The following is a 24,230-nucleotide window of genomic DNA, read 5'->3' on the forward strand; positions in this document are numbered from 1 at the left end:
TTAAGTCTTGGATTCAAAAAAAATTGTTTCCGGAATAAAATGGACAGGCATTGAATTTGTATTAAACACCATATTTAAGTTTTCTGTTCAGTTTATTCTAGCAAAATTACTTGTGCCTAAAGAGTTTGGATTGGTTGGTATGTGTATGGTGTTTATAGCCGTATCTGGAGCAGCGTCAGAATTAGGTATGAGTGCTGCGTTGATCCAGAAAAAAGATGATGATCAAGTTAAAATGATGTATCCAACTGCATTTTGGAGTGGTATTATTTGGGGGATAATTTTGTATTTATTTATGAGCTGCATAATAGGGCCATTTGCAGCCTATTTTTATGGAGAGCCTATTTTGATAAAGTTGATAGCAGTATTAAGTTTAGGAATTTTAATCAAACCATTTAGTTTAATTCATTCCGTTATTCTAACCAGAGCCCTTAATTTTAAAAAAATTGCTCAGATTTTTAATATATCGGCACTAATTGCGGGTGCAACCGCAGTTATTGGTGCAAGTTTTGGTATTGGTGTTTGGGCTTTAGTAATCAATAATGTCTTATCCGTGGGACTGACAGTTCCTATGCTTTATATAAATACCAGGTGGAAACCAAGTCTTGAATGGGACAAAGAACACTTCAAACAAATTTTTGGATTTGGAGCATATTCTACAGGAACAAGTATTTTTAGTACATTAACTTATAATATAGATAATCTTATTATTGGTAAGATGTTAGGATCTTCTTTACTCGGTTCATACACACTTTCGTTTACATTAACAGAACAAGTAAGGCAAATGATAAGTACTATATTAAATAAAGTGATGTATCCGGTTTTTGGAAAAAGTCAGGATGATAAAGTAAAACTGAAGAATTATTTTTTAAAAATTGTTAATTTTAATTCCATACTTATCTATCCATTGATGGCTTTTTTATTATTATTTGGAGAACAAGTAATCGGTTTTTTTGGAGAAAACTGGAAAGAAGCTGTTTTACCTCTGAAAATACTAGCTGTTGCAATGATGATTCATTTATTAATCAATTCTTTTACTTCATTAATAAGAGGAATAGGTAAGCCACAATTAGAAATGAAAATTATTATCGGATTAACTATCTTAGTACTTATACCCGGTTTATATATTGGAATTTTGTATTATGGGTTGGCTGGCGCAGCATGTGCTATTCTAGTTAACAAAATAGCCCTAGTAATTGTAGGAATAACAGTTCTCAATAGAGAGATCGGATTAACTATTTATAACATTTTTTCTGCTGTTAAAAGCGCATTAATTGGTGTTTTTTTTACTGCTTTAATTATATGTGCATTAACTTACGTATTTGAAATTAAAAATATATTTATTCTTTCATTTATATTCATAGTTTCATATGCAGGAATTATTTATCAGTTGGAGAAAAAAAATCTACAACTTCTTTTGAAAAAGTTATTATAATAATACTTATGAAAAAAATCTTAGTTAAATTATATTTAGGGTTTCAGTTTTTTATAGATAATGTCTTATCTCGATATTTTGTAGCGACACCTTTTTTTAGTAGTATTTATTACCTGTTTTTTAATAGAAAGTTTAGCAGAGAACAGTATTCAGTTTTAAAAGGAAAGGTAAGACATATTAAAGAACTAAAAATTAGAAAAGCTAATATTTATACATTGATAAGAAATACACATAGGATAGAAAAAGGTCTTTTAATGAGACCTAGAAGAGATATTTTTGCATTAGATTATATAGAAGAAACTGTGGATGCTTTTCTAAATATTTGGGATCCGTCAAAGTTAGATGAAGATAAACAGTATAAGTGGTTTTTTGATGTTCTAAATGAATATTTTCAAAGTAGTGGGAGACATCCTTTGATTGACGAACTATCCGAGCGCTTTTTTAATAAAGTTTCAAAGTATATGGAAATCGAAAAAGAGATGGTTCAAGATTCACAAAAGCTTATTCCTTATTATAGATCGTTAGAGGAGAATCCAATAATTTCATTCGATAGTTTTTATAAATTAACTCGTCATAGACGATCAGTTCGTTGGTTTGAAGATAAAAAAGTGCCTCATGACCTAATTGATAAGGCGATTAGTGCCGCCTGTCAATCACCAAGTGCCTGCAACAGGCAACCATTTGAATATAGAATTATTGATGAGCCAATATTGCTAAAACAGGTAGCAAACATCCCAGGAGGAGTAAAAGGATATGTAGATGGTATTCCAATGATGGTAGTAGTTTTAGGGAATTTAGATGCCTATTTTGATGAAAGAGATCGCCATGTTATATATATCGATGCATCATTAGCTAATATGACATTTATGTTAGCATTAGAAACCTTAGGGTTAAGTAGTTGTGCAATTAATTGGCCTGATGTTGAGCGTTTGGAAAAAAAGATGGAAAAAATATTGCAATTAGAAAAATACCAAAGACCTATTATGTGTATGGCTGTCGGGTATCCAGATCGTAATGGAAAAGTAGCATATTCAGAAAAAAGATCATTGAATAATATTAGAAGATATAATTAAGAGAATTATGAAAATTCAAATTGACGGAACAAATACCCTGAATAAGGGAGCAGAATTAATGTTATATGCAATTTTAGAGGAGATAGAAAATAAATTTCCAAATGCCTCAATCAATTATAATTCTAATTACCCTGGAGAAAAGAAATTAATTATTAAATCATCACTTGCTATAAAGAAAAGATTTGCTCTACAATATGGAAGATATCCTAAAGCTATTCTAAGAAGATTAAATCTTCCATATACTTATTTTATGGCTAAACATCCATTAAAAAATATTGATATAGTTTTAGATGGAGCAGGATTTCAATTTTCAGACCAATGGAACTATTCAAGTGAAGATTTATATATTTTAGAAAAATATTATAAAAACTTAAGAAAGAGAGGAACGAAAATAATATTTTTACCCCAAGCATTTGGTCCTTTTGAGACCTTAGAAGGAAAAAAATCAATAGAAATTATTAGTAAATACGCAGATTTAATTATTGCACGTGAAAAAGTTTCATATCAACATTTACTAGAAGCGGGAGGTAATAAGAATAAAATATGGACATATTCTGATTTCACCTTATCGGTTAAGGGAAATTTGCCTGTTCAATATGAGGGTATTAAAGGACAAGTATGCATAATTCCAAATCAAAAAATGGTTACACATGCTCAAAATGATTCGTTAGAATATATTAGTTTTATTGAGAAACTAATTAATAACATAGAGAAAAAAGGAAAAAAAATATTCTTATTAAATCATGAAGGAATTGGAGATTTAGACATATGTAATAAAATAAATAATAGATTTGATAATAAATTGAAAGTCATTAGTGGATTAGATGCAAAGCAGGTAAAAGGGGTTATTGGAGCCTCTTTTCTAGTTATTTCATCACGATTTCATGGTGTCGCAAGTGCCTTAAATCAAGGAGTGCCTTGTTTAGCCACGAGTTGGAACCATAAATACGAGATGTTATTTGAAGATTTTAATCAGTACAACAGAATTTTGGAGGTCAGAAACGATGAACATATAGAATTTTCTAAAATTGATGACGTTTTTGGAGATTATGAAAATATTCAACGGGTATTAATTGAAAGAAAGTATAAATTAAGTAAAGAACTAAGTGAGATGTGGAATAAAATTTGGGCTTTAATTGAATAAATTGAGGCTTTAAAAATGAAAGAAGTTTGAAACAAAGAAAAATATTGTTTGTACACCATGATGGCGGTATGGGTGGCGCACCGAAGAGTCTTGCCTACTTAATACAGGGTTTAGATAAAAGAAAATATGAACCAATTGTTTTATGTATTAAAAATGGACCGGTAGTTGATTTATTTAGAGCTTCTGGAGCAGAGGTTGTGGTTAAAAATAAAAAAATGTTTCCTTTTCATGGAACCACTGTTTCTGGAATGTCTTTTATGCTTTTTGTAAAAAATATCATTGGGGCATTAATTACACTTTTCAGAGCTCCTTTTATCCTTAAAAAGATAAATCCGGATATTATTCATCTGAATACTACTTGCTTATTTATGTTTGCGCTTGTATCTAAAAAATTTGTAAATAAGAACACACCAGTAGTTAGTCATATTAGAGAGCCTCTTTTACCAAACTTTTTTGGATCTATTCTTCGTTTTTTTAATGAAAAATATGTGGATAAGTTAATTGCTATTAGCGAGTTTGATGCATCATGCTTTAAACAAACAAGACCAGTAATTATCCCTAATTTTGTTAATTTTGATTTATATATTAAAAAGAAATCAGATTTACGAGCAAAATTAGGTATTGCAAAAGAAGATATAGTTTTTACCTTTTTATCGAGAATTTCTCCATCCAATGGAGCTTTGGAATTGGCTAGGACTGCAAAGGAAATAAAAAGTAAGATTTTTCACTTTCTTATGGTAGGCTATGATAAAGAAGATAAATCTATATATAATAATAATGTAAAATCCTTTGCATCAAGCAACATTCATTTTGTAGAAATGCAGAACGATGTAAAAGAAGTTCTTTCTATAACTGATGTTTTGGTAAGTCCTTTTACGGAGCCACATTTTTCACGTGCTGTAATTGAAGCTGGGGCACTACAGATTCCCTCAATAATATCAAATGTTGGTGGTTTGAATGAACAAGTAATTCATAATACCACAGGTCTTATTTATGAATTATATAATGATAAAGGTCTTTTTGATGAGATAAATAAAATGGAAGATAAAAAGCTTAGAGAATATTTAGGAAAGAATGCATATGAATTTGCGTATACTAACTTCAATTCAAAATTTAATATTCCAAAAACTGTAGAGGTTTATAATTTATTTTTTAATGATAAATGATTATAGTTATATATAAAATAGTAACTTTTATAAGACAAGTTTTTTACCAAGCTATCTGTGGGATACATTTTTCTTTATTTAAAGTATCTATTGGTAAAAATTGGAAGATTAATGGCATTCTATTTATTAGGAATAGTGGTACAGGAGGAATTACAATTGGAAAAAATTTTAGAGCCAATTCTGGAGCTTCTAATAATCCAATAGGAGGAGATACTATTCTAAGATTGATTACAAAAAAAGAAGGAAAAATCATAATAGGAAATAATGTAGGAATTTCCAATACCACTATATTTTCTGAAAATTCTATTTTAATTGAGGATGGCGTATTACTTGGAGGTGGCTGTCTGATCTGGGATACTGATTTTCATTCTCTGGATGCAAGTATTAGAGGTACTTCTCAGGATGAAGGAAAAACACTTCCTATTGTTATTAAAAAGAAAGCATTTATTGGAGCTAATTCTACGCTATTAAAAGGGGTAGTAATCGGTGAAAATTCTATCGTGGCAACCGGAAGTATAGTAACAAAATCAATACCGGATAATCAAATATGGGGTGGTAACCCAGCCAAATTTATTAGAGATATATAATGAATAAAAATCCAAAAATATCAGTTATAACTTCAGTTTATAATGGAGAAGAATACTTAGAACAAACTATTTTGAGTGTTTTGGATCAATCATATAATAATATCGAATATATTGTTGTTGACGGAAATTCAACAGATAGATCACCAGAAATTATAAAAAAATATGGAGAGCGATTAAAATTTTGGGTATCAGAACCAGATACAGGTATATATAATGCATGGAACAAAGCTTTAAAACATGTTTCAGGAGAATGGATTGTATTTATCGGAGCAGACGATTATTGGAAAAATCCTGATGTGATAACTACGATGATCCCATATCTTAAAGATGCAGAAAATAAAAAAATAAAGTATGTATACGGAAAAATAGAACATATAACCCTTCAGGGTAAATTAGTTGAAGTATCTGGTAAGCCGTGGGTTGAACAAAAAAGTAGATTTACTTATATTATGAATATCGGGCACAGCGGATCTTTCCACCATGCATCTCTTTTTGAAATGCATGGACAATTTAATGACTCTTTTAAAATAACAGGAGATTATGAATTTTTACTAAGAGAATTTAAAAATCCTGATAATGATGCCTTATTTGTTAATGAAACTACATTATCGATGAGAGAAGGAGGGGTAAGTGCTAGTTTAGACAATAGATATAAAGTAGTTAAAGAGTCGAAAAAAGCTAGAAAATTAAATGGAATTACATCTTTTTCTAAAGAATTGGCGATTTGGGAGATCAGAATTTTATTTATAACAGTTTTATCCTCTATATTTGGTCAATCATTTGCTGCTAAAACAGCAGATTTATATAGAAAAATTCTCGGTAAGGAAAAGAGATGGAGTAATTAATCCTATGGAAATCAATTGGTATGGCTTTTTTTGTGTATTCCTGTCAATATTGATAGTAATCGCTTACAAGAAAACAAGATTCATAGATTTATTTATCTTTTTTATTCCTTTTAATTCTACTGCTGTTTTTTTCATTAAAGAAACACCTCTTAGTCTACCATTAGTAGTATTTTTTCTGGCTTTTTTTAGTTTTGCTTTATTTTCTATCGCAAAGAAAAAAATCAGATACCCTAAGACCTTAAAGAAAAATCTGATTTGGCTGATCATTATTGGTATTGCAGCTGTTACTTCTCAGATTATGCCATTTATCATCAATGGTGATTATAAAGTATTAGACCGTTATAATTCTCTAGTATTTTACGCAAAGGAAATTCCGTTGGTTCCAAGTTTTCAATGGATAACTCAATTAATTTATTTCTTAATTGGGTTACTCATAATTTTTATGATCGTAGTGAATTACCAAACAAAATCTGACATCAAAAGATTGTTTAAATTCTTTATAGCAGGAATTAGTTTTATGATCTTTTGGGGATGGTTTGAATATTTTTGTTTCTTTACCAAGATACCTTACCCATATCAAATATTTGATCATATGGGAATGTCCAAAAGAGGTACATTGCTGGGTGCCAATGGCCTACCAAGAATGATTAGTGTTACGATGGAAGCGTCATATTTTGCTCAGATATTAACACCAGCTATACCATTTTTTTATTGGTTTAGTCAAAAAAAAATATCTAAAACATTTTCCTCTTCCAATAATCAGTTGCTATATATAATTTCTACTATAAGCCTCATAATTGCACAAACATCCACAGGAGTACTAGGTTTTCTGATGACTATTGGGTTATTGCTAAAAAATAAAATGAGAATTTTCTCCAGAACTATCAGAATATTATTAATTTTTTTGTTTGCCTTTTTATGTATAATGGGGCTGCTTTTTTCAATCACTATTTTAGTTGAAAAGTCAGGAAATTATTCTGGTATTGAACGGTTAAAAACGGTCACGTTAGGAGTTAAGTATTTTCTTCGCTATCCATTACTTGGCTTAGGCTGGGGTGTTTTTCCTACTTATGATTTTTTAATCAATTTATTAGCTAACTTTGGTCTTATAGGAACTATACCTTTTTTAATATTTTTGCGAAATATATATACAAAACTGAGTCATCTTATAAAATTGAATGACATTAATTTTCCCCTTGCAAAGGCAGGGATTGAAAGTTTAGTATTAATTCTGATTGTATCTCAATTGTCTGGATTTATTTATCATTCTCAGTTTTTTTGGATGTATATTGGGATAGCTATGAGTATAACGGCACTAGATAAAGCAAAAATCGAATGAGGTTTTCTATAATAATACCCACATTAGGCAGATCTGAAGAACTTATTTTAATGTTAGATTCATTATTAAACCAAAGTTTTAAAGATTTTGAGGCTATTGTGGTAGATCAAAATGAAAAGGATATATTAACATCGATAATTAATTCTTATAAAAATTCGTTAGTATTAAAGCATATTAGAATTCCTGCAAGAGGAGCGTCCCATGCAAGAAATGAAGGAATGAAAATTGCTGAAGGTAGTATTCTCACTTTTCCAGATGATGATTGTGAATACCCTAATGACTTTTTAATGAGAGTCAACACATGTTTTGAAGAAAATCCTGAAGATGGTATTGTGGCAAATACAATGGACAAAACAGATGGTAAGGCAATTGCCAACTTATCTTCTAATGAGATCAAGATCAGAAGATCAAATATTTTAAAGACCGTAATTGAAGCTGGTATTTTTATAAAGTCTAATATTGCTGATGGAATCTGGTTTGATGAAGATTTAGGTGTGGGCTCCCCATCTGGTTATTGCTCAGATGAAGGACCGGATTTTGTATTGCAGTTGTTAGCTAAAGGTGCAGAAATGAAGTTTTATCCGGATTTTAGAATGTTTCATCCTAATCCAGTTAGGGTTTATAATGAACAAACAGCTATTCGTGCTTATAAGTATGGAAAAGGAAGAGGGTATTTCTTGAGAAAAAATAAGTTTGGCCTCAAAGGAATCCTATATTTTTTATTGCTATATATATTAGGAATGCTAAAATCTATAGTATTTTTTAACAAGCAGATGTTTATGTATTTTGTAAAAGGATTCAAAGGAAGATATGAAGGCTATTTTAAATCTAAATAAAAATTCTGAAGTAATACTTACAGGTTTATTATTTATTACTGGCTTTAGTATTCCTTTTTCCTATGGATTTAATAGCATATGTTTTGGAATTTTGTTTTTGTATTCGTTTACTAGGTTTGAGAAAAGAACGTATCTTTCTTTATTCAATAAGAAATCTTTAATACCCTTGCTTTTTATATCTTTTTTTATTATTCAGGTAGTCGGAATAGTATACGCCCATGATATGAAAAGAGCTTCATCTAATGTTATCAAAAACATTCTTTTAATATTATTGCCAATCACTTTTATTAACCTATCAAAGTCAATTGACTATGTGAAAGTAAAAGCATCACTTTATGGTTTAATAGTTGGTATTACCGTAATTATTAGTAGTTCTTATATACATATTTTAAAAAAAATAATTTTAGGAGTACAAGGTCCAGGTTCATTACTAACGTATTTTGTGAGAGAAGAATTTGTAAAAGAGGCTATTGTTGTAGTACATCCACCATATTTGGCATTTTTGGTAGTTTTTGCAATTGTACCTATTTGGAAGCTTAGTTTTCCAGAAAATAAAGTACTCAGGTATTTATTGTTGTTTTATTTTTTGTTTGCATTGTATAGTATTTCATCTTTTATGTCTTTTATTATTCTGGGGATTTTGTTTGTATTTTATTTTATTTCCTTAATCAAAAAAAGAAAGCAAAAGCATGTTTTAGTAATATCTACAGCACTTATTTTGGGTTTGTTCTTAATAAATAATATGAACTATAAAGAGTCTATAAAGGGCTTCAGAGGAGGGACATTATTTAAAAGGATTGAGTGGAGTTTTTTGAAAGGTAAATGGGATACATCAAGACCAGAAAACTGGAAAAGTGTATGGATAGTTTCAAAAAATAATTTAGCCTTAGGTGTCGGATCGGATGGCGGACTTCATCAACTACAAATGCACCGTAATGATAGGAGTGAGTCCTATATAAATAAGCATAATGCCCATAATCAATATCTGGAGGTGTTATTAAGATTTGGACTCATAGGATTAGCAGTATATTTATTTTTACTGTATTCATTAATTGTGACAGCGATGCAATCACGAAATAGAATTTTTGGCTGGTTTTTGATAGTTTTTGTAGTCTCTTGTTTAGTGGAATCTTATTTACAAAGACAAATAGGGTTAACTTTCTTTGTATTTTACGCTTTATTGTTCAATACATTCTATAAATTTGATCTTTTAAAAAATATACATAATGAAAAAAGCCTTAGTGCATGATTGGTATTATGTAAATGGAGGAGCAGAAAAAGTAATTCATTCAATAAATGCTATATGGGATGATTTTGATCACTATGCTTTGATTGATTTTTTGTCAGAGAAAGACAGAAAGTATATTTTAAATAATAAGACAGTACATACTAGTTTTATTCAGAAACTACCTACTGCTAAGAGTAATCACAGAAAGTTTCTTCAATTGTTTCCCTATGCCATAGAACAATTTAATTTACAAGAATATGAGGTTGTACTTAGTTCCTCTGCTTCTATAGCAAAAGGAGTATTGACAAATCAAAATCAATTACATATTTGTTATTGTCATTCACCAATGAGGTATGCCTGGGATTTTTACCACGAATATCTCAAAGAAGCAAATCTGGAGAAAGGAATGAAAGGACTTTATGCCAAGTATGTTCTTAATAAAATTAGAATTTGGGATGTTATAAATAGTAATAGAGTAGATCATTTTATTGCAAATTCAAATTATATCGCAGGAAGAATTAAAAAAGTATATAATAGAGAGTCTACTGTTATATATCCACCTGTTGATGTCGAGAAGTTTTTATTGACTAAAGATAAACAGGATTTTTATTTTACCGCTTCCAGAATGGTGTCCTACAAAAAAATTGATTTGATCGTTAGAGCATTTAATGAAATGCCTGATAAAAAATTAATTGTAGCTGGCGATGGTCCCGATTTTACTAGAATTAAAAAAATAGCAAAATCCAATATTGAATTCATTGGTTTTGTAGGTGTAGAAGAATTAAAAAATTATATGCAGAATGCAAAAGCTTTTGTTTTTGCAGCAGAGGAAGATTTTGGAATTATTCCGGTTGAAGCTCAGGCATGTGGTACACCTGTCATTGGTTTTGGGAAAGGTGGTTTAAAAGAAACAGTAATTCATGAGAAAACAGGAATTCTTTTCAATAAACAAGAAGTTGGTTCGTTAAAAGATGCAGTTCTTTATTTTGAAGAAAAAGAGTTTAATCACGAACAGATTAGAGAACATGCGTTGAAGTTTTCCAAGGAACGATTTGAAAAAGAGTTTAAATTTTTTGTTGAAACAAAATATCAAGATTTTATAAAATTAAAATAAATGAAAATATCAGTTATAGGTACAGGGTACGTAGGATTAGTTACAGGGACTTGTCTGGCAGAGACAGGAAATGAAGTTGTTTGTGTTGATATAGATGAAAATAAAGTTCAAAAAATGCGTAATGGTGAAGTTCCAATATATGAACCTCACCTAGACGTTTTATTTGAAAGAAATATAAAAGCAGGTCGATTAAAGTTTTCTACTTCGCTTTCTGAAGGGTTAGAACATGGAGAAATTATTTTTTTGGCGTTGCCTACGCCAGATGATGGAGATGGAGCAGCGGATTTATCATTTGTATTAGGGGTTTCTGAGCAAATTGGTAAGATCATCAAGGACTATAAAGTAATTGTAGATAAAAGTACAGTTCCTGTAGGTACTGCAGAAAAAGTGCAGGCAGTTATTGCAAAAAATGCAATCTGCGATTTTGATGTAGTATCCAATCCAGAGTTTCTTAGAGAAGGTTTTGCTGTAGATGATTTTTTGAAGCCAGAAAGAATCGTAATTGGATCAAGCTCAGAGAAAGCTACAGAACTTATGAAAAAACTTTATAAGCCTTTTGTAAGATCTGGCAACCCTATTATTATTATGGATGAGAAGTCTGCAGAACTCACTAAATATGCGGCAAATTCATTTTTGGCTGCTAAAATTACATTTATGAACGAGATTGCAAATTATTGCGAAAAAGTGGGTGCAGATGTTGATAAAGTGAGAATTGGTATGGGAACAGACTCTAGAATAGGCAAGCGCTTTTTATTTCCTGGAATAGGGTATGGAGGATCTTGTTTTCCTAAAGATGTAAAAGCTTTGTATAATTCGGGAAAAGAATCAGATTATAATTTTGCAATGCTTGATGCGGTAATTAAAGTGAACCAAAAACAAAAAACGGCTCTGATTCCTAAAATCAAGGCCTATTTTGATAATGATCTACAAAACAAGACTTTTGCAATATGGGGTTTAGCATTTAAACCAGAGACTGATGATATCAGAGAAGCACCCTCATTATACATAATTGATGAGCTACTGAATAATGGTGCAAAAATCAAGGCATTTGATCCGGAAGCGATGGAAAATGTAAGCAATAAGTATGGAGATAAAATTAGTTTTTCTAAGACAATGTATGATGCAATAACAAATGTGGATGCATTGATAATCTGCACAGAATGGAGTATATTTAGAACACCGGATTTTGAAAAAATCAGAAAAAATTTAAAAAGCCAGGTGATTTTTGATGGAAGAAACCTCTATGACATTCAGGATATGGAAAAAGAACAGCTAGATTATATTTCTATTGGTAGGAGCAATGCATTTAAATCATAACACGGCAACTTTTTTATATTTTAACTTTTTATTATGTCTCTCGCTGTCGAATCACTAAATTTGGAAAAAATACGCACAGATTGAAAAAAATTTTAATTACAGGAGCAGCGGGTTTTCTTGGTTCTCATTTATGTGATCGTTTCGTTAAGGAAGATTTTCGGGTTATAGCGATGGATAATCTAATTACTGGAGATTTAAAGAACATAGAGCATCTTTTTAAACTGGAAAACTTTGAGTTTTATCATCACGATGTATCTAAATTCGTGCATGTAGCAGGTACCTTAGACTATATATTGCATTTCGCATCGCCAGCAAGCCCTATTGATTATCTTAAAATCCCAATACAAACCTTAAAAGTAGGTTCATTAGGAACGCATAATTTATTAGGATTGGCGAAAGAGAAAAATGCAAGAATTCTAATAGCATCTACAAGCGAAGTATATGGTGATCCATTGGTACATCCACAAACTGAAGAATATTATGGAAATGTAAATACCATAGGCCCCAGAGGAGTGTATGATGAAGCTAAGCGTTTTCAGGAATCAATTACTATGGCATACCATACATATCATGGTTTAGAAACCAGAATTGCTCGGATTTTTAATACGTACGGTCCTAGAATGAGACTAAATGACGGGCGCGTGGTTCCTGCTTTTATAGGACAAGCGTTACGTGGTGAGGATTTAACAGTTTTTGGAGAAGGTCTGCAGACCAGGTCATTTTGCTATGTTGATGATTTAATTGAAGGGATATATAGATTGTTGTTTAGTAATTATGTATATCCTGTAAATCTGGGTAATCCAAATGAAATTACAATTAGAGATTTTGCAGAAGAAATTATAAAATTAACAGGAACTGATCAAAAGGTTATATATAAGCCACTACCTGTAGATGATCCATTACAGAGACAGCCCAATATAGCAAAAGCTAAAGAAATTTTGGATTGGGAACCAACTATTCTTCGATCAGAAGGCATGAAGCAAACGTTGGAGTATTTTAAAAGCTTGTCCAAAGAAGAATTATCTAAAAGTGAACATAGAGAATTTTAGGTATTTGATGAATGATTAAATGAAGGGTAAAATTGGAAGATATTCAGCATATATAAAGCCACTCTTTTGTTTGGTCGATTTGTTTCTTCTAAACATTACGATATTATTGTTTGAAACCAACCTAACGGATTATTTTTTATTCTCCGTATATGTATCTATCGTATGGACTATTTTATCTATTAAAAATAAATTTTATGAAATAGAACGATTTTATAAAATTACTCATACACTGGCCTCTTTATTTAGTCAATTTTTAATTTTTGGACTCATATTATATGCATTTATTGGATTTTTTAAACAGCCTGGTATAAGTAGATTAGAAATTGCTAAGTATTTTGGTTCGGTTACGGCTTTAATTGCTTTCTTTAAGTTTCTTTTTCTGTATTTATTAAACAAGTACAGAACCGTATTTGGTGGAAACTATAGAAATGTAGTAGTTATTGGTGATAATAAGAAAACAGATCAACTAATAGAAATTTTCGAAGGAAAATTAGAATATGGGTATAAATTTCAAAAAAAGTTTTGCGTTAGAAATGAGAGTTTTGATTTAGATGATTGTTTTAATTTTATTGTGGATAACGATATAGATGAAATATATTGCTCAGTTGCAGAATTGTCAAATGACCAATTGAGAGAGATTGTAAACTTTACCGATAATAATTTAAAAGTCCTTAAGTTTATTCCAGATAATAAGGATATTTTTACTAAGAAGTTAATTTTTAATTATTATGGATATGTGCCCATCTTATCTTTTAGAGAGATTCCTCTGGACCATCCAATAAATAAATTTTTAAAGAGAAGCTTTGATATTACACTATCCTTACTTGTTTTAATCTGTATCCTGTCTTGGTTAACACCATTAATTTTTCTTTTGATCCAGATAGAATCAAAGGGTCCTGTTTTTTTTAAACAGAGAAGAAATGGATTGGATTATAAAGAATTTTATTGTTATAAGTATAGATCAATGAAATCTAATACGACTGGCAATCAAACTACCAAAGGTGATAATAGAGTGACTAAAGTTGGTAGGTTTATCAGGAAAACTAGTATTGATGAATTACCACAATTTATTAATGTACTTAAAGGTGACATGTCTGTGGTGGGACCCAGACCTCATATGGTAAAACATAATGAAGATTTTGTACATAAAGTAGATAAATTTATGGTACGTCATTTTGTGAAGCCTGGGATCTCTGGATTGGCACAAGTAAGTGGTTTTAGAGGGGAAATAGAAACGAATAAAGATATCGTGAACAGAGTAAAATATGATATTTTTTACATAGAAAATTGGTCCTTACTTTTAGATATTAAAATTGTAATTTTAACAGTTGTCAACGCAATCAAAGGAGAAGAAAAAGCGTATTAGTTACTATCAGGTTAATTGGTCCAAAAATATATTAAATGCATCATAAAAGAGGAGGATACTCATTTTTAATTAGACCATTGCTCACCATTTTGGATCTAAGTTTTTTGATGTTTTTTTCTTACTATTTATTAAGGTATCTATATAGTCTTCAGTTTTGTGTTTTTTTGATGACAGTCTGGTTGATTTCTTCATTTCTACTAAATTTTTATGAAGTATACAGGTTTACAAAAGTATTGAGAATCGTTTCTCTTCTATTTAAACAAGCGATAATGATGCTTATTCTGATGTATGCTTATTTCGGGTTATTAAGAATAAGTACAATATCATTTAGAGATAATTTTAGATTTATTCTGATTACAACTCTCACTGTTGGTGTTATAAAAATTATAACATATTATGCATTAAAGAGATATCGTTCATATCTGGGGGGAAATAATAGAAGGGTAATTATTATTGGAAGTAATAAGAGTGCGGACCAGCTAAAAGCATTTTTCAATAAAAGAAAAGATATGGGATACCAGGTACTGGGCACGTTTTCTAATTATCTCACGGATACCATAAAAGACAGTTTTGAATTTTTAGAAAAGGAAGATGTCGATGAGATATATTGTTCGATAGATGAGGTTTCTGATGATATTGTAAATGAATATGTTAAGTATGCCGATCAGAATTATTGTGTATTGAAATTTATTCCTAATTCACAACGAATCATTTCTAAACGTCTTAAAACTGATTATTATGAATATCTTCCCGTGCTATCTATGCCAGAAGTTTCATTAAATAGTGCTACAAATAGAGCAATAAAAAGAGGTTTTGATATTGTTTTCTCATTATTAGTAATCATTTTTCTTTTATCTTGGGTGATTCCGATATTATATCTTTTAATAAAAGCAGAGTCCAGAGGTCCTTTAATTTATAGTCATCGCCGTAATGGTATTAATTATAAAGAGTTTATTTGCTATAAGTTTAGATCCATGAGGCATGAACATTATTCTGACTTGGATCAGGTTAAAAAAGAGGATAGCCGTGTAACTAAAATAGGACGTTTTATGAGGAGAACGAGCATTGATGAACTACCTCAGTTTTTTAATGTATTATTTGGAGATATGTCTGTTGTAGGACCTAGACCACATATGCTCTCATACACAAAGGATTATGCAAAAAAAATAGATAAATACAATTTTGTTTTTCGACATTCTGTTAAACCTGGTATTACAGGCATGGCACAAGTAAAAGGATATAGAGGGGAAGTAGAAAATGATGAAGATATTGTAAACCGAATCAAATATGATATTTTTTATATAGAAAATTGGTCTTTACTATTAGACATAAAAATAATTATCAATACAGTTTTTAATATTATAAAAGGACAAGAAAAGGCATATTAATATAGGTATAGAATGATGTAGAGTCATTTTATGTATTTTGACTTGTTTTTATAAAATTATATTGAGGTACAGGTAAACTTAGAAAATAAATTGAGATTAAGTAAAAGAATAATAGAACTAACAGAACTACTCCATAGAGATGAAAGGGATAATATAGTCCTAACTATATTTTGGAATAGCCTGTATTTAGCTTTTTTTCTGTTACCATTAGGTATTAATTTATCTACCCCATTTTTTATAGTATCCATTATTCTTGGAGTAGTTAATATATTTAAATCACAGAAAAAGTTTTTTCTTTATAATAAAGCATTGTTACTTTTCCCTGTATATTTTATTGTACTTTCATTGAGTTTAGTATATACTGATAACCTTTCTGACGGAATAGAATTAGTACAGCGGTCATTATCTTTATTACTTTTTCCAATTATTTTTTTATTCGTAAAAGAAGATGCATTAACGGTTCGTAAGTTGTTCAATTTTTTACTTCTTGGATTGATTGTTTCGTTCTTTATTAATTTTGCTATAGCGATACACGATTCTGTATTATTTGTAAAAGGAGATGATAGTATTGAATTAACAAGTATTAGCTCACTTATAGAAACACTAATACTTGTGTGGAACTTTTTTATAGGAGCAGAGTTTTCTGTCTTAGTAAATCCAAGTTATGTTTCTGTTTATATTCTATTAGTTTTAAGTTATTTTCTAAAAAAGGAATTAATTACAGGTATTCGTTTTTTTATCGTTACTTTATTATTCTTATATCTCTTTTTATTAGCATCTCTTGCTGCTTACTTGATTCTATTTATGATGTCGGTTTTGCTAATTTTTGCAGTGAAGGATACAAGCAAAAGATACTTGATGTTAATTATATTTTTTTTGGGATTGATTGTTTTTTTGAATAATCCCAGAGTTTTTGATTTTTACTCTAGAGTGAAATCTTATGAAAATACCACAAGTTATGATCATACTGCATCAGAAAAATCAAGGATTTTGACATGGCAGGCTAGCCTTCAGTTGATAAAAGAAGCTCCTTTTTTTGGATATGGAGTGGGAGATGCTAATGATGTATTAATAGAAAAATATAAGGAATTGGGATATATCTACAATTATCAAAACAGGTATAATGCACATAACCAATTTTTACAAACATTACTGCATACAGGAATTATAGGGTTGGGTATTCTAGTATTCATCTTTGTATTGCTTGCCTTACGTATGAAAAGAAGTAGTAATGAATTAGCGGTTTTATTGATTCTTTTTATATCGCTTATGTTTGAGTCAATGCTGGTCCGATTTAATGGGATTGTCTTTTTCTCCATTGTTATTCCGTTATTACTTAAAAAAAGAAGTATTCTCGGAAGCAGAATTATCCGTAATAATGGAATCAATTAGGGTATTTGAATTACAGCATATTACTGTTTTGCTTTAAAATATATTGAGGTTGCCTTAGTATTTCGTTAAGTATGTCTTTAAACTTAGTTTTAGAACGTTGAAAGACATGAAAAAGAATTAATAATACTATTTCTTTTTCATGAAATTTAATCGTAGCTAAGGCGATGCCTGTATTTTATAATTTAAACTAGCTAAAAATTATCTAAACCTACAATAAAAATAGAATTGGTATAATTAGTAAGAAAAGAGCTAAAGAAGTATTTTTGATGTTATAAAAGTTAGTAAAGCCATACCATGAATATTTTAGTTTTAGGATCAGGAGGAAGAGAACACACATTCACCTACAAAATTGCGCAGAGTGATCTTTGTGAAAAGATATTTGTTGCACCTGGTAATGCAGGAACAGCAAAAATCGCAAAGAATATACCCATAGCAGTAAGCGATTTTGTTGCCATTAAAGCATTGGTGAAAACTGAAGGTATAGATATGGTTGTGGTTGGACCAGAAGATCCATTAGTATTAGGGATTTATGATTTTTTTGCGAAAGACGAAGAATTAAAGAAGGTTGCTGTAATTGGTCCTTCATTAGAAGGAGCAAAATTAGAGGGAAGCAAAGAATATGCAAAAAAATTCTTAATAAGACATAACATTCCTACCGCGGCATATCAAAGCTTTACACCAGAGACAGTTGATGAAGGAAAGGAATTTTTAGAAACACTGAATGCACCATACGTATTAAAAGCAGATGGTCTGGCAGCGGGAAAAGGAGTATTGATTCTTGAGAATATCGAAGACGCAAAAGCAGAACTTGAAAATATGTTAACCAATAAAAAGTTTGGAGTTGCAAGTGAGAAGGTTGTGATTGAAGAGTTTTTGGATGGGATTGAATTAAGTGTTTTTGTTCTCACTGATGGGAAAAACTATGTTACCTTACCCACTGCTAAGGACTATAAGCGTATTGGGGAAGGAGATACAGGATTGAACACTGGAGGAATGGGTGCTATATCACCAGTTCCCTTTGCTGATGAAATCTTTATGAATAAAATAGAAAAACGTATTATTAAGCCTACGGTAGAAGGATTAATAAAAGAAAAGATAGAATATAAAGGCTTTATCTTCATAGGTCTTATCAAGGTGGGAGATGAACCTAAAGTAATTGAATATAATGTACGTATGGGTGATCCGGAAACTGAAGCTGTTCTCCCAAGGTTACAAACAGATTTAGTGTCATTATTCACACACGTTGCAAAGCAAACCTTAAACGAGATTGATGTTGAGATAGACCCTAGAAGTGCTGCAACGGTAATGACTGTTTCTGGTGGATATCCTGAGGCATATGATAAAGGAAAACAAATTACTGGTATTGATACTATTAAAGATTCGCTGGTTTTTCATGCCGGAACAAAACTAGATGGAGATACTATAGTAACTAATGGAGGCCGAGTGATGGCAGTGACTTCACTTGATATTGACTTTAAAGAAGCACTAAAAAAATCCTATAAAAATGTTGAGAAATTACATTTTGATAAGATATATTATAGAAAGGATTTGGGCTTTGATTTATAAGCATATTATCCCAAAGTAGAACTTATATATCTTATGATTATATAATTACCTCTATAAGAGAATATTAATTTAAAAAAGAATGAGCCTTAGGATCTCTATCTTCTTCATTATTATCGTTATATTTCTTAAGCTCCTTCATCCAATATAAAAATGCTACAGAACCAATCAGCATAAAGAACCAATTAACGGCATTAGCAGCAGTCCAACTCTCTAGCTCTAAAGCTCTCAGCATATCTAGAGGTGCAAAAAGAAAATCTACAACAAGGGATTGTATAGCTTCAAAAAAATCTTTCATAATAGCATTTTAATTTTTTTATAAAAAGTAAAAAGGATGATCTAAAAACTTTTTTATAAAATAGTTATAGTATCTTTAAAAACAATAATATCTTGTTTGTTGCAAAAATATAAAAAATAGTAGTGCTAGCAAGTTTTTTTAATAAATCAAAACCAATTAATTTTATAATCATAGCATTATATATGCTTTTATTATATTCTGTAGCTGTTTATAAAAATGATTTTTCTTTAGAGTACACAAATATAATTTTGGTAATAGTAGTAGGGTTTATAGCATATGTTTTTTCGATGTTTGTATTGAATACGACTACACAAAGAAATAACCTCACTAAAAAAAGTACAAATACTATTGTATTGTTTGCTTTTTTAACAACAGTTTTACCTTACGGACTTACTAATCCTTCTATTTTGCTCTCTAATGCATTGCTAATCTTAGGGATACAAAACGTATTAAATTTAAGAACAGGAAAGTTTACCAAAATAAACATTCTTAATGCCTCTCTTTGTATTGGTTTGGCTTCATTAGCATATTTTTGGAGTATTGGGTTTATAAGTATTGTGTTTTTAGGAATTTTATATTTTGATTCAAAAAACTATAGAAATTGGGTTATCCCCTTGATATCAATACTTATTATATATGTATTTGCTACCTGTTTTTATTTAATAATGTATGACTCATTTTTTTCAATATCCGGATACATAGATACGGTATCATTTTCCTACGAAAATTATTTGACTAGAGATAAACTCTTTTTTATTGGTGTGTTTTCTATATGTATAGTATTCTTTGTTTCAGTATATCTGGCTAAGTTTAATAAGAAAGCGAAAAAAACGAAACCAATATTACAATTGGTGATAGCACAATTATTAGTAGGAATTGTAATAGTGCTCATTGTACCGGTAAAGGATACTTCTGAAATGATTTTTATAGCAGCTCCTTTAGCTATTCTGGGCACTACCTATTTAGAATTAGGACATAATAATTTAGTCAAAGAAATTAATATATGGGTATTTTTAATGGTACCCTTATTGGTTGCTTTATTTTGAAATGAGGTGACAAAGTGAAAATTAGGATGTATTGAGAAAAAGTTGAACGATGATATAGCAATGAATTATATAGGATCAAAACATAGGCTTTCTAATTTTATTAAGACCTCAGTAAAGGGAGTCGTCGGTAATACATTGAAAAATGCTGTGTTTTGTGATCTTTTTGCTGGTACCGGCATTATAGGCAGAACTTTTAAGCCCTTCGTTCAGAAAGTAATTTCTAATGATCTGGAATACTATAGTTATGTATTAAATCGTAATTATATTGGAAATCATGCTGCTCTAGATATCTCTTGTCTTATTAAAAATCTTAATGAATTAAAGGGAAAAGAAGGTTTTATATATACTAATTATTGTACTGGAGGTACATGTGAGCGTAAATATTTCAGTAATCAAAATGGTCAGTTGATTGATGCTATTAGAATAAAGATTGAATATTGGAGAACTTCCAATAAAATCACAGAAGATGTTTATTATTTTTTACTGGCTTCATTATTAGAAAGTGCAGATAAGGTCGCTAATACAGCATCAGTATATGCATCATATCTTAAGCAATTGAAGAAAACTGCGCAAAGAGAATTAACAGTTGTTCCCGCTAATTTTCAAAAAACAGAAAATTCACATCAGGTATTTAATATGGATAGTAATGTATTGATTAAGGAGATAGAAGGAGATATTTTGTACCTGGACCCACCATATAATGCGAGACAGTATGGTTCTAATTATCATATACTAAATACTATTGCAAAATATGATACCTTTGTGCCAGCAGGTAAAACAGGTTTACGACCTTACAAAAGATCAAATTATTGTAAAAAAAGACAAGTAAAAACAGCATTTGAAGAATTGATTAAAGAAGCAAAGTTTAAGTATATCTTTCTAAGCTATAATAATGAAGGCTTCATGTCAGAAAATCAAATAAAGCAAATTTTACAAAAGTACGGACGTTATGATTTAGCAACTACAGCTTATAAAAGATTTAAAGCGGATAAAACAGCAAGTCGCAATCATAAGGCTATTACAACAACAGAATATTTACACATTTTAGAAAAATAAAACGAATGTTTACAGATAAAGCAAACACAATTTTTAAGGAAGTTATTGATAAGTATCACTTAATAAATACCGTGGATCAGGAATTCTCTAATCCATATGACAGCAAATCACAAAGGTTAGAACATTTATTATATCGCAAATGTTGGATTGACACCGTGCAATGGCACTATGAAGATATTATTAGAGACCCGGATATTGATCCGGTGGCCGCTTTAGCATTAAAAAGGCAAATCGATGCATCTAATCAGGACCGTACAGACATGGTAGAATATATTGATAGTTATTTTTTAGAGCAGTATAAGGATATCGATGCTAAACCTAATGCTACTATTAATACAGAGAGCCCTGCCTGGGGGGTAGATAGGTTATCGATTTTAGCATTAAAAGTGTATCATATGCACGAAGAAACAGTAAGAAAAGAAGCTTCAGAAGAACACAGAGCCGCATGTGAGAAAAAATACCAGATTTTGTTAGAACAAAGAGTTGATCTTTCTACTGCGATTGATACCTTATTAAAAGATATCGAGAATGGAGATAAATACATGAAAGTATATAAACAAATGAAAATGTATAATGATGATGAACTAAATCCTGTGTTAAGAGGAGAGAAATAATAATACATTCCGTTAGATAGGTACTATTCTTAATGCCTGTTTAGTCTATCAATTGTTAAATTCGATGTTTTTGGAACAAAAAGTATCTACAATAACAAAAAAAGAAATCTCACCTAAAAGTATAGAGGCAGAACATATTCTGGTGATCCGTCTTTCTGCTATGGGAGATGTAGCTATGTCTGTTCCTGTAATAAGAATGGTTCGAACTATGTATCCTGATGTTAAAATAACAGTCTTAACACGAGCATTTTTTGAACCTATTTTTGATTCTATTGATAATATAGCTCTCTATCACGCAGATGTAGATGGTACGCATAAAGGATTACTGGGACTTTCAAAATTGTCTAAAGAGCTGCGAAAATTAGGAATTACCGCTGTAGCAGATTTACATAATGTACTACGATCTAATATATTAAAAAAGTTCTTTAGATTACATAAGATCAAAGTAATACAAATTGACAAAGGAAGAGCAGAGAAAAAGGCATTAACCAGAACATCTAATAAAAACTTTAAACAATTAAAAACGACGCATCAGCGGTATGCCGACGTTTTTGAGAAATTAGGATTTCCAATTGATTTACAGAATCATACATTTCCAAAAAAAGTAGAACTAACTCCAGAGGTTTTACGTATAACTCAGAATTCAACAAAAAAATGGTTAGGAATCGCTCCTTTTGCTCAATATGATAGTAAAACTTATCCTTTGGATCTTATGATCGCTGTCATAGAAGAGTTAGATAAACAAGATATGTTTGAAGTATTTTTATTTGGCGGAGGAAAAAAAGAGATAGATATCTTTAACAATATAGAAAGTAAATATAAAAATGTTATCAATGTGGCGGGTAAACTATCGTTTGCGAATGAACTAAAACTCATAGGCAATCTTGATGGAATGATCTCTATGGATAGTGGCAACGGACATCTGGCAGCTATGTACGGAGTACCTACCATTACATTGTGGGGTGTAACACATCCGTTTGCTGGTTTTATGCCTTTTGCACAGCCAGTTGAGCATGCTATTTTACCTAATCTGGCTATTTATGATCAAATACCTACCTCTATATATGGTAATAAATACCCAGAAGGATATGAAAAAGTAATGCATTCGATTCAACCAAACACAATTTTACAAAAAATTTACGCAATTTTGCAATGATATTGGGCACTATACATCATCAAAATCTACCTTAATTGAAGCTGTAACAGGGTGTGCTTGACATGCCAAAACTAAACCTTCAGCTATTTCTCCATCTGTAAGGATACTATTTTTTTCCATCACAGCAGTACCTTCTGTAATTTTACAGATACAAGAACTACAAACACCTCCCTGACAAGAATATGGAGCATCGATATCCTCATCCAATGCTGCATCAAGAATTGTTTTCTTTTGATCCATACTAAAAGTAGTCTCCTCATCATCCACTAATATCGTAATTTTGGTCTTGCCTTCAAGATTTGCATCTATATCTGTAGTTTCAGAACTACTTGTAAATAATTCAAAATGAATTTTATTTTTATCAATTCCGTTTTCTGATAAAACATCTGTTACTGTATTGATCATTTCTTCAGGCCCACACAAATAGAAGGCTTTAAAAGAAATGTCTTTAAATTTATTCTTTGTAATAAAGTTGATAGTTGATTTCTCTATTCTTCCAAAATGGGCTCCGTCTTCATCACTTCTACTGTAGAAAAACTCAATAAAAAGTTGATTAGGATATTGTGATTGTAATGACAACAATTCCTTAAAAAATATAGTTTCTTCGGGAGTACGATTTCCATACACTAATACAAAACGACTATTAGGTTCTTCCAGGAGTACAGTTTTAATCATACTTAAGACAGGAGTAATCCCACTTCCGGCTACAAAAGCTGCATAGTGGTTAGCTGCACCCTCTTTAGTTTCTAATAAGAATGAACCTTCAGGAGGATGTACTTCCAGTATATCGTCTACTTTTAGTGAGTTATTCGCTATGGTAGAAAAAGTACCTCCTTCTATTTCCTTTACTGCTACTTGCAGTTGACCACTTTCTGGAGCGCTGCATATAGAATAAGCTCTACGAATTTCTTTACCATCAATATAAGTTTTAATTGTTAGGTATTGACCTGCTGTAAAAGCAAAAGTATTTTTTAGCTCAGAAGGAACTTCGAATTCTATAGAGACTGCTTTAGAAGTTTCTCTAATAATATTTTTTATTGATAATTTGTGAAAATCTGACATAGCAATAGTATATATAGTATCAGAATCAACTGACCTATTTCGTAAAATATTTTTTGCAAAAATACTAAATGCAAAACAGGACAGATATGTTTTGACAGAAAATTATGCGCCCAAAGTACTGACACCTTTTTTGTTTTAACATTTCATTTGCTTTTTTGT

At 30.5% G+C, this 24,230-nt stretch carries 22 protein-coding genes; 20 read left to right on the top strand and 2 right to left on the bottom strand.

What is annotated here, in order from left to right; genetic code table 11:
- The first annotated feature begins 7 nt into the window (after positions 1-7).
- The 16 genes from ABD816_RS03290 (at position 8) to purD (ending at position 18,842) form a co-directional block, all read left to right on the top strand.
- On the top strand, positions 8-1,432 hold the full coding sequence (locus tag ABD816_RS03290; RefSeq protein WP_344924725.1) for a lipopolysaccharide biosynthesis protein: 1,425 nt from the start codon (positions 8-10) through the stop codon (positions 1,430-1,432).
- A gap of 8 nt (positions 1,433-1,440) precedes the next feature.
- Positions 1,441-2,505, top strand: coding sequence for a nitroreductase family protein (locus ABD816_RS03295; RefSeq protein ID WP_344924727.1), 1,065 nt, complete (start codon positions 1,441-1,443; stop codon positions 2,503-2,505).
- A 7-nt stretch (positions 2,506-2,512) separates the two neighbouring features.
- Positions 2,513-3,649: a polysaccharide pyruvyl transferase family protein gene (locus ABD816_RS03300; protein ID WP_344924729.1), complete on the top strand. Its 1,137-nt coding sequence runs from the start codon at positions 2,513-2,515 to the stop codon at positions 3,647-3,649.
- A 26-nt stretch (positions 3,650-3,675) separates the two neighbouring features.
- A complete protein-coding gene (locus ABD816_RS03305) occupies positions 3,676-4,815 on the top strand; it encodes a glycosyltransferase family 4 protein (RefSeq protein ID WP_344924731.1) in 1,140 nt (379 codons plus the stop codon).
- Positions 4,812-5,402, top strand: coding sequence for an acyltransferase (locus ABD816_RS03310; protein WP_344924733.1), 591 nt, complete (start codon positions 4,812-4,814; stop codon positions 5,400-5,402). The genes ABD816_RS03305 and ABD816_RS03310 overlap by 4 nt, the downstream gene beginning before the upstream one ends.
- The gene (locus ABD816_RS03315; RefSeq protein ID WP_344924735.1) at positions 5,402-6,247 is read left to right on the top strand and encodes a glycosyltransferase family 2 protein; all 846 of its coding nucleotides are present in this window, start codon (positions 5,402-5,404) and stop codon (positions 6,245-6,247) included. Before ABD816_RS03310 ends, ABD816_RS03315 begins: the two co-directional genes overlap by 1 nt.
- Before the next feature lie 4 nt (positions 6,248-6,251).
- Positions 6,252-7,586, top strand: a complete 1,335-nt coding sequence (locus ABD816_RS03320; RefSeq protein ID WP_344924737.1) for an O-antigen ligase family protein — start codon at positions 6,252-6,254, stop codon at positions 7,584-7,586.
- A complete protein-coding gene (locus tag ABD816_RS03325; RefSeq protein WP_344924739.1) occupies positions 7,583-8,422 on the top strand; it encodes a glycosyltransferase family 2 protein in 840 nt (279 codons plus the stop codon). Before ABD816_RS03320 ends, ABD816_RS03325 begins: the two co-directional genes overlap by 4 nt.
- Positions 8,397-9,671, top strand: a complete 1,275-nt coding sequence (locus ABD816_RS03330) for an O-antigen ligase family protein (protein WP_344924741.1) — start codon at positions 8,397-8,399, stop codon at positions 9,669-9,671. The genes ABD816_RS03325 and ABD816_RS03330 overlap by 26 nt, the downstream gene beginning before the upstream one ends.
- Positions 9,649-10,764, top strand: a complete 1,116-nt coding sequence (locus ABD816_RS03335; protein ID WP_344924743.1) for a glycosyltransferase family 4 protein — start codon at positions 9,649-9,651, stop codon at positions 10,762-10,764. Before ABD816_RS03330 ends, ABD816_RS03335 begins: the two co-directional genes overlap by 23 nt.
- Positions 10,765-12,081 carry a UDP-glucose dehydrogenase family protein gene (locus ABD816_RS03340; RefSeq protein ID WP_344924745.1) on the top strand — a complete coding sequence of 439 codons (1,317 nt, stop codon included), beginning with the start codon at positions 10,765-10,767 and terminating at the stop codon, positions 12,079-12,081. It begins immediately after the preceding gene.
- An 80-nt stretch (positions 12,082-12,161) separates the two neighbouring features.
- Positions 12,162-13,130 (top strand): UDP-glucuronic acid decarboxylase family protein, encoded by a 969-nt coding sequence (locus ABD816_RS03345; protein ID WP_344924746.1) that lies wholly within the window; start codon positions 12,162-12,164, stop codon positions 13,128-13,130.
- A gap of 19 nt (positions 13,131-13,149) precedes the next feature.
- Positions 13,150-14,496, top strand: coding sequence for an exopolysaccharide biosynthesis polyprenyl glycosylphosphotransferase (locus ABD816_RS03350; protein WP_344924747.1), 1,347 nt, complete (start codon positions 13,150-13,152; stop codon positions 14,494-14,496).
- A 107-nt stretch (positions 14,497-14,603) separates the two neighbouring features.
- Positions 14,604-15,884, top strand: coding sequence for an exopolysaccharide biosynthesis polyprenyl glycosylphosphotransferase (locus ABD816_RS03355; RefSeq protein ID WP_425549104.1), 1,281 nt, complete (start codon positions 14,604-14,606; stop codon positions 15,882-15,884).
- 90 nt (positions 15,885-15,974) lie between these two features.
- Entirely contained in the window at positions 15,975-17,276 is a 1,302-nt protein-coding gene (locus ABD816_RS03360; RefSeq protein WP_344924750.1) for an O-antigen ligase family protein, read from the top strand.
- Between the two features lie 294 nt (positions 17,277-17,570).
- Positions 17,571-18,842, top strand: coding sequence for a phosphoribosylamine--glycine ligase (purD, locus tag ABD816_RS03365; protein ID WP_344924752.1), 1,272 nt, complete (start codon positions 17,571-17,573; stop codon positions 18,840-18,842).
- Positions 18,843-18,906: 64 nt separating this feature from the next.
- Here purD and ABD816_RS03370 read toward each other — a convergent pair whose 3' ends face one another.
- Positions 18,907-19,137, bottom strand: coding sequence for a DUF6341 family protein (locus ABD816_RS03370; protein WP_344924753.1), 231 nt, complete (start codon positions 19,135-19,137; stop codon positions 18,907-18,909).
- A gap of 122 nt (positions 19,138-19,259) precedes the next feature.
- On the opposite strand from ABD816_RS03370, the gene ABD816_RS03375 reads away from it, so the two are divergent.
- From ABD816_RS03375 to ABD816_RS03390, 4 genes are all read left to right on the top strand, one after another.
- Positions 19,260-20,183, top strand: coding sequence for a DUF6427 family protein (locus ABD816_RS03375; protein ID WP_344924754.1), 924 nt, complete (start codon positions 19,260-19,262; stop codon positions 20,181-20,183).
- A gap of 60 nt (positions 20,184-20,243) precedes the next feature.
- Positions 20,244-21,239 (top strand): DNA adenine methylase, encoded by a 996-nt coding sequence (locus ABD816_RS03380; RefSeq protein WP_344925222.1) that lies wholly within the window; start codon positions 20,244-20,246, stop codon positions 21,237-21,239.
- Positions 21,240-21,244: 5 nt separating this feature from the next.
- On the top strand, positions 21,245-21,853 hold the full coding sequence (locus ABD816_RS03385; protein WP_344924756.1) for a DUF4254 domain-containing protein: 609 nt from the start codon (positions 21,245-21,247) through the stop codon (positions 21,851-21,853).
- Positions 21,854-21,923: 70 nt separating this feature from the next.
- A complete protein-coding gene (locus tag ABD816_RS03390) occupies positions 21,924-23,009 on the top strand; it encodes a glycosyltransferase family 9 protein (RefSeq protein WP_344924758.1) in 1,086 nt (361 codons plus the stop codon).
- Positions 23,010-23,018: 9 nt separating this feature from the next.
- Here ABD816_RS03390 and ABD816_RS03395 read toward each other — a convergent pair whose 3' ends face one another.
- Positions 23,019-24,071 (bottom strand): 2Fe-2S iron-sulfur cluster-binding protein, encoded by a 1,053-nt coding sequence (locus ABD816_RS03395; RefSeq protein WP_344924760.1) that lies wholly within the window; start codon positions 24,069-24,071, stop codon positions 23,019-23,021.
- Between the last annotated feature and the right edge of the window lie 159 nt (positions 24,072-24,230).

Source organism: Aquimarina addita (assembly GCF_039539305.1).
Classification (GTDB): Bacteria; Bacteroidota; Bacteroidia; order Flavobacteriales; family Flavobacteriaceae; genus Aquimarina; species Aquimarina addita.